Raw genomic sequence first — 14,117 nt, 5'->3', positions numbered from 1 at the left:
CATGCACTTGGCACAGTTCTTGCCGCCGTATGTGGGCGGCGAGGAGCGCCACGTCTGGAATCTGGCTCGTGAGATGGCGGCGCGCTCACATGACGTCACGCTCCTAGGCTTCGCGACGAACGAGAATCCACCTGGCGCGAGCGTGGCCGAAGGCGTTCGCGTGGTGCGCGTGCGCTCTGCGGCGTCTCGACTCCCGTTTCTCTACAGCGATCCGTCGCGGCCGCACGCACTGCCGCTGCCGGACCCCGCTGTCAGTAGGGCAATTCGGCACGAACTTGCCGGAGGCGGGTTCGACGTAGTTCATGCCCACAATTGGATCGTCAACTCTGCGGTGGGGCCCGCGGCTGCTACTGGCGTGCCGTTGGTTATGACGCTTCACGACTACAGCCACATCTGTGCCACCAAGCGCTTGATGGAGCAGGAGGTGACGAGGTGCCCCGGTCCGTCCCCGAGGCGCTGCCTGTCGTGTTCGATGACGCATTACGGGTCGGCGAACGGAGTTGTTACGCTGGCCGCCAATGTGTGGGCGGGGCGGCGCCGAGCCAAACGCATCACCGACGCCGCAGCGGTCAGCAGTGCTGTCGCTCATGCTGTTCAAGTTCCTGAGAACGAATGGCTGCACAGCGCACGCATCCGACCGCGGGTGATACCGAACTTCATTCCCGATGACATTGTCCTCGACGAGATCCCTGGGACTCGGCCCGATGCACCGTTGTTGTTCGTCGGCGATCTGAGCCGCGACAAAGGCGTGCAGGTACTGCTGGACGCATATCGGCGTCTGGATGCTCCCCCGCAGTTGGTGCTCGCCGGACGAAACCCGACACCAGACGCCTGGGACTTCCCTCCGGGGTCGGGCTGGGCGGGCGAGCTGTTGCATCACCAAGTGGTGGAGTTGTTCAGATCGGCCCGTGCAGTGGTCGTCCCTTCGGTGTGGGCAGACCCGTGCCCGACCGTCGTCCTCGAGGCGATGGCGGCTGGCCGGCCCGTGATCGCGACCGCATCGGGCGGCATTACGGACATGGTTGTCGATGGCCGCACCGGTCTTCTCGTTTCGCCGGGCGACGTTTCTGCACTGGTCAAGGCAATCACGTTCGTGTTGAACAACCCCGAGGCCGCGCGCACGTTCGGAGTTGCGGGCCGGGACCGCGCGCGCGAGTTCACGGTCGGCGCCGTGGTGGCGCGCATCGAGCAGATGTACGCCGACGCGATCCGAGACCGCGAAGTGACGGCCTGCGGATGACCACCGCAAGCGCCTCCGGAGGCGGTCACCAGCGTGATAACCTCCCCACTTCGGGCCGAGACAAACTTCGCTTTCTACTCCGCAATGCCGGCGCACTGGTCTCGACGTCTTTAGTCACTTCGGGCCTCGGATTCGTGTATTGGGCGGTCGCCGCCCGGGTCTTCCCCGCATCTGATGTCGGTGAGTCCTCAACCGCGATCTCCGCGATGAACCTCATCGCACCGTTCACCGTGCTCGGTTTCGGCACCCTGCTGATGATCCAGCTCCCCGCTATGCGCGAGGGCCGCGCGGCGTTGGTGTCGACCGCATCAATCGCCAGCGCTCTGGTGGGCAGTGTCGTGGCCTTGGCGTGCGCTTTTTTGCTGCCCAATAGTTTTATCGGGCTGCCCGGCATCGGTCACGACGTCGCCATCACCATATTGTTCACGGCTGCCGTGGCGACCCAAGGTGTCGGATTGTTACTCGACCAGGCGCTGCTGAGTCTCATCGGTGGTGGGATGCAGCTGGGCCGCAACGCGATTCAAGCCACTGTCAAGCTGGCGCTCCTGGTTGCACTGGCCCTGGCACTATCCCGTTACGGCTCGCTCACAATTTTCGCCAGCTGGTTCATGGCCAACGTCATTTCCATCGCCGTGGTGACCGGTCTTCTTATGCGCCGATACAAGGTGTCGGTCCGCCGGATGTTTCCGAGCATTTCGGTATTGCAGGGACTGCATCTCGAAGCCGCCAAACACCACATGCTCAACATTGCGCTCTTTGTGCCCTATTTCGCGATGCCGATCGTCGCCAATGTGATTTTGGGCTCCGAACAAGCCGGGTACCTCTATGCCACGTGGTCGGTGGCGGGGTTCGTCTTCTTTCTTCCCTTCTCGCTGGCGACAGCGCTGTTCGCATCAGGCGCGCGTGATTCGAGCACGTTTGTCACGGAGTTCCGGTCCACCCTGCGTTATTCGCTGATCCTCTGCGCGGCCGCAAATGTCGTCGTCGTAGCTCTCGGCGGTGTGGTGCTACACATCTTCGGTTCGGCGTATGCCGCAAACGGTCGCGTCGCGCTCATCGTGATGTGCTTAGCCGGGCTCGGTCTCATCGTCAAGGACCACCATGTGGCCGTGGCGCGAGTCACCGACCGAGTCGGCCGCGAAGCGATCGTGATCGGTGTGCTCAGTATCGGCGAGGTGATCGGCGCGGCGATCGGCGCCGCACGAGGCGGGCTCACGGGGCTCAGCATCGGTTGGCTCGTGGCGGTCGCAATCGAGGTTCTAGTCTGCGGGCCGTTGGTGTGGCGGACCTACCGTGGCCGCTTGAAGGTGATGGCTCGCACAAAGGTCGACGACCATGATGCGACCGCGGAGACCGGCTAGTGAGGCGTATTCTGACCAGATTGTCACGGCTACTACTGGCGCTTGTCGCAGCGATACCCCTTTCGATGTGCTGCAGTGTCGCCGACTCCACGCCTCGATCACCCTTAGCGTCCGAGTTGATAGTCGACGAGTTCTCCGGACCCGCCGGCTCCGCCCCTGACCCCAATCTGTGGGCGTACGACGTCGGCCCCTCACCCGAAAAGGGATGGGAGCGCGGCAGTCTTCAGACGTACACCGATTCGGTCGACAACGTCCGACTCGATGGGCAAGGGCATCTGGTCATCGAAGCCCGCAAGTCCGGCAGCAAGTACACGTCGGGACGGATCGTCACCAGGGGGAAACTGGATTTCCAATACGGAACCATCAACGCACGCATCAAATTTCCTTCCGGGCAGGGGATTTGGCCAGCGTTTTGGATGCTCGGATCGGACATCGATAAGGTCGGCTGGCCCCAGTGCGGTGAGATTGACATCATGGAGATCGTCAATACCGGCAAGACATACAACGTACGGTTGCATGGGCCGCCAGCTCCGGATACCGAGGTCGGCCCCAGCGGTTCGATCGCCGATCTCACAGAAGATTTCCACATCTACTGGGTTACTCGGGAGAAAGATCGCGTGACGATCGGCGTTGACGAAGGCACGCTGTGGTCCTTCACTCCTTCGTCCTTGCCGCCCGGGGCGCCGTGGGTGTTCAACAATCCGATGCATGTTTTGCTGAATATCGCCGTGGGCGGAGACTGGCCCGGTCCGCCGGACGATTCGACGCGCTTTCCGGCGACGATGCTTGTTGACTGGATTCGCTTCGATCCGGCGACCTGATAGGGCAGCCACGGAAGTATGTCGCTCGGGATTTCGTCGATGCTAAACGACTCGTTTGCTTACCATCCAGAGATGAAATCGCACCTGCCCCGCGTCGCGGGAGCACTTGCTGTGGTCATCGCAATGCTCATGTTGACGGCTCCGTGCGTGGCGGCTCAGCCGGACGATCCAGAAGAGAGAGGCGGTGCGCTCGTTGATTCTCCGACTCTGCAATTGTCCGATCTCGGTTCGTCGAACACGATTACGTTCAATGTGAACCGAGACGTCAGCAGCAGCGGAGTGGGATTCCCGGTTCCGCAGGGTTTGGCTCCGGTGGCGTTGAACGCGACCATCGAACTCCCGACCAACCTTCGTGTTGGCAACCTTTCGGTCACGCAAGGTGACCGGACCATCAGCCGCTTGGCGTTGCCCACGAATGATCAGGCGCAAATGGTCATCCCCCTTGCCGGCGCGCAGGTCTTCAACAACTGGGTCGAATTCACGCTGACCATGACTGCGCTTCCGCTCGAGGGTTACTGCTGGGATCCCTTGGCACCGATACGACTGGTGAACAGTTCGGTCACGTTCGCCGGAATGGAGTCGATCCCGCCAACCGTTGCGGCGTTTCTCCCGCCTGTGCTCAGCAGGCTGACCATTGCGGTGCCGACGCCGCCGTCGCAACCGGAGTCGAACGCCGCCGTTCAACTGGCCGCCGCCACGGCAGTGCGGTACAGCGGGCAGAACCCCGACGTTGTTATCGTCCCCCTCCCGGAAGGCGCCATCACGCTGCCGAATCCCTCCGTTCCGCTGGAGCGTCAAGTAATCATCAAAGAGGGTCCAGATAAAGGCGTTTCGCTACAGCGCGGCGCAGGCGTGGGCGCTCTGCTCATCTCAGGACAGGGCGACGAACTCACCAACCAGACACGCCTGCTTTCGGATGATTCGCTGCAATATGCTCTCAGCTCCAAAGCGGTAGCCGGACCCTTGGCCACCGAGCAAGAGTTGTTCCGCGACGCAACCACACTCGAAGAGTTGGAGCCTTCCGGCCTCAGTTCGGAGGCGATGTGGCCGCAGGTGGAAATCGAGTTGGATCAGAGCCGCTTTGGTCACTCTCTGAAGGGGATCCGGTTGCACCTGATTGGATCGCACACCCCCCTTCCCAGCGATTTCGGCGGTGAAGTGCTCGCGACGGTCGGTGGGGAGACCGTAGGCCGATGGCCGGTCGAAGCCAACGGCACAATCGACCATTCGGTCAGCATTCCCGACAAGCTGCTGAAGCGTTCCACCAGCCTTCAAATCACGGTGCACACCACCGGTGATCCCGGACGTTGCGGCGACTATCTTCCGATGACACTCAAGATGGACGGCAACACCGAGATCCAGGCTGTTACCGCTGACCCGCCCGTGCCACCGGGGTTTCAATCGCTACCCCAGGCGCTGATGCCACGCATCCAATTCGGCATCGGCGACGACCTGTTTGGTGACACCACGCGGGCTGCAGCGGTCGCCGTGGGTCTGCAGAAGATGAGCGGGGTACCGCTCATCACAACGGTAACTACCCTGAAGCAAGCGATCGACAGCAACGAAGCCGCGGTTTTGATCTCCTCCGAGGGCTGGACCGACGAAACGGTCGCGCTGCCCTTCGATGCGGATCAAGGAAACATCACCGTCCAGGGTGTCGATGCCAAGAACAGCTCGGTCACGGTAACGCTCGACCCGGAGGTACGCTTCGGCTCGCTGCAGACCGTTTTCGACGGCAAGCGCTCGCTCTTGATCGCAACTTCCAATGCGGCGCCCGCCCAACTCGACGAAGTGCTCCGATGGCTGTCTAGCGAGCGTGGACGGTGGTCGGGATTGAACGGCCGAGCGGTCATCTCCGTTCCTGGCAGTGAACCGGTTACCGTTCCTAATCCGCCGACCGACATCTGGGCGCCGGAGTCGTCGAACACCGATCCCGAGGCCGGGTGGCTGTGGTGGGTCGTTGGAGGCGTGGCGGTCCTTGCCGCTGCCGGTGCGTTAATGATCCTGTTGAAAACACGCCGATCCGTGATCCGAAGTTCGCCGGACCTCCAAGGCGGTTCCCGTGATGCGCAATACCCCGACTGACCCTCGTATAGGGCGAGCTGCAAACCCCAGTGACCAGTAGATCAACCAGCCGCGGTCGCAAATTATGTCTGTGTGCGAGCAGACGCGAGGTGCCCGGACCCTCGGACTTCCGAGAGCCACCTTCCGATGCCGGCCGGATCTGCGACATGGTCTGGCTCAACCCTGCGCATCGCCGCCTTGACTGCCGTGGGCGCCTCGCAGCTGACGGGATCTTGCAGCACGACTTGCCCTCCGGCCGCTTGGACCACCTCACAACCACGGGCGCCGTCGTCGTTCGCACATGAAAGCAGTACCGCTGTTATCGAATTGACGAGTAGTGCTGCACTCGAGAAAGCTACATCAATCGACGGGCGCGAGTAGGCGACCGGGCTATCCAATGTCAGGTGTGCGCGCACCCCCGGCGTGATCTCGTATTGTTCAACGGGAGTCTGCGGGTGGCTCGACGGGCTTCGGTCGTTGCCCAGCAGAAGGTGGTAACCGGGCGGTGCCACGGTAACTGCAGCCAATGGGCAGAGCCATGGACTGGTGCTCGGCTCATGAATCGGGATGGCGGTGTATCCCCTGAGGACTCGGGTCAGCCCCGAGTATTGAGGCGCGCGATGCAACACCACGCAGAACACGCTGTCAGGGCGAATTTCGAATGTCGCGAAGATGCCCTTCAAAGCTTTGATGCCGCCTGCACTGCCGCCGATAACTATGACGTCAGGGCCGGGCATGCTGATTTTGGTTCCTTACGTAGACCCCGAGACGACGGTCCGTCGGGGTGAACAGTCGCTTGCCCTCAACCGTGAGGCTTTCGCGCGGGCCGATGACCAGACCGCCGAAGGGCGCCAGGCTCTCCCAGAAGACGCCTTCGACCCGGCGCTGGAGAGTGTCCTCGAAGTAGATGAAGACGTTTCTGCACATGATTAGGTGAAATTCACCAAATGTGCTGTCCGTGGCGAGATTGTGCGAGAAAAATTCAAGTCGCGATCTCAGATGTGGGCTGAAAATGCACCGGTTGTACTTGGCGATGTACCAGTCGGAAAACGGTCTCTCTCCTCCGCTGGCCTGGTAGTTGCGGGTAGCGCCAGCCATGGCATCCGCCGGATAGATCGCCGTGGAGGCGACGCGCAGCGACTCGCTGTCAATATCGGTGGCGTAAATGGTCGTCCGATCTAACAAACCAGCCTCATCCAAGAGGATCGCAATAGAGTACGCCTCTTCTCCCGTCGCACAACCTGCCACCCAGATCCGGATACGCGGATAGGTTGCCAGTCTGGGTAACAAGTCCGTCCGAATCTTTCTGAAGACCAACGGATCTCGGAACATCTCGGTGACATTCACCGTCATCGCGGACAGAAAGGCAGCTAACAATTCCGGATCGCGCAGGACCCGGCCCTGGGCCTCGGAGATGGTGCCTAGCGAGCGTCGTTCGACGAACGCTACCAGCCTCCTGTTTCTCGAAGCGTCACTGTAGTGGCGAAAGTCGTAGCCGAGGTGCTCGAACACCGTGTAGAAGAACGCCTCCGCCTCGATCGCAGTCAGCTCACGGGATCGAGCCGACTGGGGCTTTCCGGCGGGGTTACTCATTGCGTCTCTGGCGATTTCTGCCGGCCTCGCGGCCGACTGGCCAGCCAGACTCTCAGAACCGAGGTGAGCTGATCCATGTCGACGGGTTTGGCCACGTAGTCCGAAGCGCCGGCCTCGATGCACTTCTGACGATCGCCCTTCATGGCTTTCGCGGTCAGCGCGACGATGGGAAGGTCGCGCCAGCGAGCTTCGGCCCGAATTCGACGCATCGCCTCGTAGCCATCCATCACGGGCATCATGATGTCCATCAGTACCAACCCGACTTCTGGGTTGGCAGCAAGGCGATCGAGCCCGTCTTGCCCGTTGCGCGCCGGAATCACATTGATGCCGAACCGCTTGAGCGCACTGCCGAGCGAGAAGACATTTCGGACGTCGTCGTCGACGAGTAGAACAGTGTTGCCCTCGAGAGATTCGTCGACATGTCTAGGGTTGGCCAAAATCTCACGCGCCGAATCCGGCATGTCGTTCGCCACCCGGTGCAGGAACAGCGCTGTCTCGTCCAGCAGCCGTTCGGGTGATCGCGCGTTCTTCAGCACAATGGCGGCGGCCAGGGCCTCGAGCCGCTCGGTTTCCGCCGATGTCAGCTCTCTTCCGGTGTGCACGATCACCGGCAGGCTCTGCTCTTTGAGCTGGTCCGTGATGTGCTCGAGGAGGTCGATGCCGTCGATGTCCGGCAACCCGAGGTCGAGGACGAGGCAATCATAGGATGTTTCGCCCGCCAGCTCCGCCAGAACTTGGCGACCGGTGCCCACACAGGTGATCGCAATATCGTCGCTTTCGATCATCTGCTTGACGACTTGCCGCTGATTGGCGTCGTCCTCAGCGACCAGAACATGTCGCGGTCCCGGCTTGAGGAAATCGGCGGTGCCGGTGAGCATCGAGCGGAGATCCTCCACGTCGGCCGGTTTTTGCAGGGTCTGTATGGCACCCATTCGGCGACCACGACCATCGTCGTCGGACCCGGAAACGACATTCACCGGGATGTGGCGAGTGGCGAGGTCATGTTTGAGGACATCCAGAACAACCCAGCCGGCCATGTCCGGCAAACCGATGTCCAGTGTGATAGCTGCCGGCTGCCGTTCCTTCGCCAGAGCCAACGCTTCTCGGCCGCTGGAAGTGATAAATGAGTCGAATCCAGCTTCCTTCGCCAGATCGGCCAACAAACCCGCAAACGTTAGGTCGTCCTCCACGATCAGCAGGACGGGTTTCGTCCCCTGAGGCCACCGGACGTCTGATACATCGACATCCTCGAACCGCGCGCCAGCATCTTTACCGCCAGGTTCTGACGGCCTCGGCTGAGCAGCCGCCTCTGTCGTTGACACTTCGCCGTTTGAGAGACCGAACCCGCCTCGAGCTTCTGAGTTCACGGCACGGCTCGAAAGCGCCGAGTTGCTCGGAACATTCGAATGTGTATCGCGTCCCGGTGTGTCCCCGACCGGCAGATAACAGGTGAACGTCGATCCTTGCCCCAGGGCGCTGCGCAGCGTTATCTCACCCCCGAGATTGCGGGCCAATTCTCGGCTGATCGCCAAGCCGAGGCCGGTACCGCCATACTCCCTGGCAGTGCCTCGGCCCGCCTGCTGAAATGACTCGAAGATCAGATTATGATCCTTCTCGTCGATTCCGATTCCGGTGTCGATCACGGCTAACGTCAAATAGTCGCCCGGTTCGCCTTGCAAGTCGCTAGCCCGAGAGAGCTCGACGGTCACAGACCCTTCGTGCGTGAACTTGATCGCGTTCGCCACCAGATTCTTTGCGATCTGTTTGACCCGGGTGTAGTCACTCGTGACTTCTCGTGGTGCGGCTTCATCCACTACGACGCGAAAGGCCACGCCTTTGTCAGCCGCAATCGGCCGGAAGTTGCGCTCCAAAAATGTGACCAGCTCTGCGACATCGATACGTTCTCTCTCGAGAGACATCGCGCCGGATTCGACTTTGGCGAGGTCTAGAACCTCATCGATCAGGTTGAGCAGGTCCTTGCCGGATTGTTGAATCGTTTCCGCGAATTCCTGTTGCTTCTCAGTGAGCGGTTCATCAGACTCAGCGAGAAGGCCTGCCAGTATCAAGATGCTGTTCAGCGGGGTACGCAGCTCGTGCGACATGTTCGCCAGGAACTCCGACTTATACCGCGACGAGACCGCCAATTCTTCGGCCTTGGCTTCGAGAGTTTGGCTGAGCCGATGCAGTTCCTCGTTCTTGCGCTCCAGTGAATACGCCTGCGTCTCGAGTCGCTCCGAACTGGCCCTCAGTTCTTCCTGCTGCGAGCGTAGTTCCTCGGTCGTTTCTTCTAGTTCGGCATTCTGTGCCGACAACTGATCTTCACGTTCGGTCAGTTGCTCGTTTGCAGTTCGTAGCTCTTCCTCCTGGGCTTGGAGTTCCTCTGTCTGAGCCTGCGATACCCGTAGCAACTCTCTTGTCTTCTCCGCGGACTCGATCGCGCTGATGGCGACGCCGACTCCCAACGCGATGCTCTCCAAGAGTTCGATGTCATCGTCTGAAAACGTTCGAAGTCCGGCCAACTCCATGACGCCGAGCACCTCGGACTCGAACTTGATCGGGATCAGAATCAGCGACACGGGCTCGGTCTTGCCCAATCCAGAGACGATCTCGACGTAGTCTCCGGGAGCTCCGGTCACCTCGATCCTGTTGCCTTCGAGCGCGCACTGGCCAACCAGCCCGTCCCCCAGCCCATAGGCATTGGGCAAATCCTTGCGGCGGTGAAAAGCATACGATGCGCTAAGGACGAATCGGCCAGGCTCCTCGGCCTGTCGCAGATACAGTGCTCCATGTTTCGCATCGAGAGCCTCTGCGGCGCGAGATATAACGATCCTGCCTGCCGCCGCCGGGTCGAGTGCTCCCTGCACCTCGGTCATGAGGTTAGCCTGAATCTCCTTAGAACGGCGCTCCTTTTCGTTTTTTTGCGCTGCGCTCGTGACAGTACGGTGGATGTTGCGGCTGGTGAGGAATAGTAGAGCACCCAGCGTCACGACAATGACGCTTGCGAAGGTCCACAGAATCGTTCGGGTGGTTTGCATCGCCTGTGCTGCGCGTCGATTGACGTCGTCGACAGACGTAACCGTCGCTTGTTCGATCTCGCGGAGTTGATTCTCGAGCTGTGCCACTTGGCTCCTGACTTCCCTCGCGGAAGCCGCTGCGTCGCCGTAGTTTTCGACTCCTTGCATGTCAGCCCGATAATCCGACTGGAAAGCGGCCCATGTCGTGAGTGCCTGTTGGTACTGCACTCGTCTGGTACTCTCCTTGTCCGTTTCGGCGGCTTTCCGGAGTTCGGCATCGATGGATCTGTCGAGTTCGTCCAACTTGCCGGACAGTTCGGCTCGCCGAGTCGGATCGTTGGACAACATCAGCCCGTTAAATGTGGCGAGCAACGCCTGCACGTCTCGCTGAATATCGATTGCGGCAATTTGGGCATTTCGCGCTTGGGCCCGCAGATCGTACAGGTCGACGAGCCGATTGGTCTGAACGGTGTACAGCGTGTTGGCCAAAACGACTGCGAGAAGCGCCGATCCGCACAGGAAAGCTAATCGGGTTGCAAGTTTCATCTCACCCTATCCTTCGCCGGCATGGTGATTCTCCCGAATGGGCTGCCAATTCTTCAGCTCTGCGGCAAGGTCTCTCGCCTCGATCGGATGGGCATACAAGAAGCCTTGCTGCAGAACGCATCCTGCCTCTCGAAGCCAGTCGGCTTGCTCCTGCTTTTCGACTCCCTCGGCAATCACCTCGACCTGCATACACGCTGCCAAGGCTATTTGACCGCGAACCAATTGTTGGGTGCGTTCGCTCTCCTCAACGCCATCGACGAAGGAACGATCGATCTTCAACCAGTCGACGTCAACATGTTTCAAAGTGGCCATGCTCGCGTGCTCGACGCCGAAATCATCGATGGCGATGCTGAATCCGAGCTCACTAGCGCGGCGCAGGTCTGCGTATACTGACGAGGGGTCTCCGGTGAACGCACGTTCGGTGAGTTCCAGGCATATTCCATCCGGCGCTATCCCGTTTTCGCGGCGAGCACTGATCAGATGGTTGAGGAACTCCCTGTCGAGAACTTGAGCGGGCGACAGATTAACGTGCAGCTTGAGGTCATTGCGGCCAAGGGCCACATAGTCATTGAAGCTGTGAGTCAACGTCCATTGAGCAAGCGCTCCTGCTTGTCCCGCATCCTCGACCAGGTCAATTATTTCGCTGGCAGGTAACTCTTCACCCCGTACCCGCCAGCGGACCAACGCTTCGAGCCCGAAGAGAGCTCCCGTCCTTGAGTTTACGATTGGCTGATAAACCAGGCGAAATTCCGACCGCGTGATGGCGCTCGCCACTTCTGCTCGCAGGTATGCGTCTCCGAGGTGCCGCGACCCGATGAGGTCGGTGTACAGCACACATTCGTTCCGTTGATTCTTCTTTGCTTCGAACATGGCTATGTCGGCCTGAGACAACAACTCCTCAGGTGTGTGCGCGCTCGCGCCCAAGACGGAAATGCCCATACTGAGCGAGGGATAGAGGGTCACATTCTTACATCGCACCGGTTGTGCTTGCGCATTGCTCAGGATCCGGTTTCCGGCCGCCACCGCCGAACTCGTCGAGGGCACGTGTTCAAACAGGATGATGAATTCGTCGCCACCGACCCGGCAGACCAAAGTGTCACCGCGTACCGCCGATCGGAGCCGATCGGCCACTTCGACGAGCAGCAGGTCCCCAACATCATGGCCGTAGGTGTCATTGACTGCCTTGAATTTGTTGACATCCAGGTACAGCAGGGCAGCCAGTTTGCCATCGTCCCGCTGGCGGGAAATCTCTTCAAGTCGCTCGGTCAATTGTCTTCGATTAGCGAGATCGGTCAATGGATCGTGACTCGCGAGATGACTGATCACCGTCTGCGCTTGTTTGATCTCAGTCAAGTCATGGACCACAACGGCGACGTTCAGGTCGACGGCGTCGCCGATCGGTGACAACGTGATCAGGACCTCGATCGGTCGACCGTCATTGGCGGCACACACCGTCTCCAGCGTGCTCTCCTGGTGCGTCGCCAGGGTAGCGTCCAAACACTCCTGCAAACGGTCCCGGTGAGCGTCGACGGCCAACTCCACAATCGACCGGCCGATCAAGGTTCCGTCCGTGCAGAACAGGGCTGTAGCAGCTCTGTTGCAGCTCCGGATCTCACCCGAGCGATCGACAGCCAGGATCGCATCGCCGGTGGCCTGCATGACGGCGGCGTATTCGGCCTGTACTCGATAGAGGGTCGCATTCGAAAGCGCCAAAGCAGCTGCCACCGTTACCCCACGGAACAGTGCGGATTCGACTTCCGAGAACGCACGCCCGTCGGTTCTGCCGATGCAGATGATGCCGACGCGCTGGCCTCTGGCCGTCAGTTCGTCGACCATGACCGCACGGTTCAGCGTTGGACCTCTGTCCCAATCGGCCAGTTGCTCGGACAACCATGCCCGCGGCGATTCCGGCGCCCCGCTCGTTTCTGTATGCGCGAACGAATCGTGCCAATCGCCGTCGGGAAGGGGCAGGCGGAGCAGACACTCAGCAGCGAACAGCTGGCTCAGCTCGGTGACGATGGTCTTCTTCAAGGAATCGAGATCGAGGCTGGCTTCGGCGAAGATGTTGGCCAGCCTCGCCCGACGCCGCGTGAAGGCTAATTCCTCACGCTGCCGAATCTCAGCGGAGCGCGCCGCCTGCAGCTGTTGTTCGTGAAGCTTCGTCGTCTCGTTGTGGAGTCGGGTAAAGGACCGATCCAGCTCCAGCAAGGCCTTCACCTTCGCGAAGAAAACACCCCGGGACACTGGTTTGACCAGGAAGTCAACCGCGCCAAGGTCATAGCCTCGGTCCAGGTCGCCGGCGTCTGCCTGACCAGTGAGGAAGATGATCGGCGTGGAGGCCAACTCTTCAGCGTCTCTGATGAGTTGGGCGGTCTCGAACCCGTCCATCCCCGGCATGTTGATGTCAAGGACGATCACTGCGACCTTGCGCTGGAGCAGTGCGGTGAGCGCCTCTTCCCCGGAAGCCGCCTGAACGATGTCACAGTCCAACGGGGTCAGCACCTTGCACAGAAGTTCGCGCAGTCGCCGATCATCATCGGCCACCAAGACCGTCTGCTTGCTGCCGGACACGACGTCCTTCTTCGCGGACCTATTCATCAGCGTGGAGATGATCGATACCTCGCCTCCACTCAAGCTCAGCTCGCCGACATTCTTCCGCGGTGGCCGCGGGAACTCATTCGCCCCGTTCGACCGGCAGAGAACCGAGTTTCAACCACCATAGTTGTGTTGGTCCGGGAAGGTGCTGAAGCCCACGGAACCAGCGCGGGTCTGCTGGGCCTCCGGTTAGCGAGAGCCTGCGGTAGATGGCCGGGTGCCGATGAGAATTCGTAGCGAAGGACCCCGACGCCTACCCGGCCGACCTGCTGACGGTTCACTGCGAGCTACGCCTCGTCGCCGTAAGGCGGACCGAGGAATCGCCGCAGCATCTGGTACTCAGCGTCGGGATCCTTCATGGGCCAACTCCAGAGCGCCAGAAAGACCCGAATCAGCCACTGCTGCGCAAGGGGGTCGGGATCCTCGAGTCCAAGCATCTCGGCGGCAAACTGCGCGATGACCTCAGACGTCGTCAGCCAGTCTGTTTCGGCGGGCGGATGGGCGGAGCGGAGCGCGTTGGTCAGCGGGTCGGACCGGGCCCGCTCCAACGCTAACGCCGTCGCCTCCACCACCCGCTCCGCACCGGACAGGCCGCGGATGGCCTCGCGCACCGTTTCGACCGTGCGCGCCGCGTGGATGGCGACAACGGCGTCGCGGATCGCGGTCTTGCCGCCGGCATGCCGGTAGATCGTGGCGGGCGAGCAGTGCACTTTCGCGGCCAGCGCGTCGATGGTGAAAGCCTCCCATCCACGACGGGCGATCAGATCGGCAGCGGCGGCATGTATGCGTCTGGCCGCCTCGGAGGCTCGATCTCGACCGACCAGCCAGTCAGTACCAGCCACCGCACGCGTCTCCTGTCGCCGACACCCTTAGGGCTCTATCT

The 14,117-nt window shown here is 60.9% G+C and carries 9 protein-coding genes; 4 read left to right on the top strand and 5 right to left on the bottom strand.

From position 1 onward, the window contains the following. The first annotated feature begins 1 nt into the window (after position 1). The 4 genes from A5650_RS02125 (at position 2) to A5650_RS02110 (ending at position 5,507) form a co-directional block, all read left to right on the top strand. Positions 2 to 1,240 (top strand): glycosyltransferase family 4 protein, encoded by a 1,239-nt coding sequence (locus A5650_RS02125; protein ID WP_231992478.1) that lies wholly within the window; start codon positions 2 to 4, stop codon positions 1,238 to 1,240. Continuing rightward, positions 1,237 to 2,601, top strand: a complete 1,365-nt coding sequence (locus A5650_RS02120) for a lipopolysaccharide biosynthesis protein (protein WP_156743973.1) — start codon at positions 1,237 to 1,239, stop codon at positions 2,599 to 2,601. The genes A5650_RS02125 and A5650_RS02120 overlap by 4 nt, the downstream gene beginning before the upstream one ends. 116 nt (positions 2,602 to 2,717) lie before the next feature. Continuing rightward, a complete protein-coding gene (locus tag A5650_RS02115; RefSeq protein WP_231992474.1) occupies positions 2,718 to 3,422 on the top strand; it encodes a glycoside hydrolase family 16 protein in 705 nt (234 codons plus the stop codon). Between the two features lie 72 nt (positions 3,423 to 3,494). Further along, on the top strand, positions 3,495 to 5,507 hold the full coding sequence (locus A5650_RS02110) for a hypothetical protein (protein WP_067285788.1): 2,013 nt from the start codon (positions 3,495 to 3,497) through the stop codon (positions 5,505 to 5,507). 62 nt (positions 5,508 to 5,569) lie between these two features. Here the strand turns inward: A5650_RS02110 and A5650_RS26265 are convergent, their stop codons facing one another. The 5 genes from A5650_RS26265 to A5650_RS02090 form a co-directional block, all read right to left on the bottom strand. Next, entirely contained in the window at positions 5,570 to 6,223 is a 654-nt protein-coding gene (locus A5650_RS26265; RefSeq protein WP_082950563.1) for a chemotaxis protein CheB, read from the bottom strand. Continuing rightward, entirely contained in the window at positions 6,210 to 7,079 is an 870-nt protein-coding gene (locus A5650_RS02105; RefSeq protein WP_067285786.1) for a CheR family methyltransferase, read from the bottom strand. Before A5650_RS02105 ends, A5650_RS26265 begins: the two co-directional genes overlap by 14 nt. Beyond that, entirely contained in the window at positions 7,076 to 10,639 is a 3,564-nt protein-coding gene (locus tag A5650_RS02100) for a response regulator (RefSeq protein WP_067285784.1), read from the bottom strand. Before A5650_RS02100 ends, A5650_RS02105 begins: the two co-directional genes overlap by 4 nt. Before the next feature lie 6 nt (positions 10,640 to 10,645). After that, entirely contained in the window at positions 10,646 to 13,210 is a 2,565-nt protein-coding gene (locus A5650_RS02095; protein ID WP_231992473.1) for a two-component system response regulator, read from the bottom strand. Between the two features lie 311 nt (positions 13,211 to 13,521). Beyond that, complete coding sequence (locus tag A5650_RS02090) at positions 13,522 to 14,076, bottom strand: TetR/AcrR family transcriptional regulator (RefSeq protein ID WP_067285779.1); 555 nt, start codon at positions 14,074 to 14,076, stop codon at positions 13,522 to 13,524. Positions 14,077 to 14,117: the final 41 nt, after the last annotated feature.

Origin of the sequence: Mycobacterium sp. 1164985.4, assembly GCF_001668575.1 — a bacterium.
In the GTDB taxonomy this organism is placed as follows: Bacteria; Actinomycetota; Actinomycetes; order Mycobacteriales; family Mycobacteriaceae; genus Mycobacterium.
This window is presented reverse-complemented; position numbering and strand designations above follow the sequence as displayed.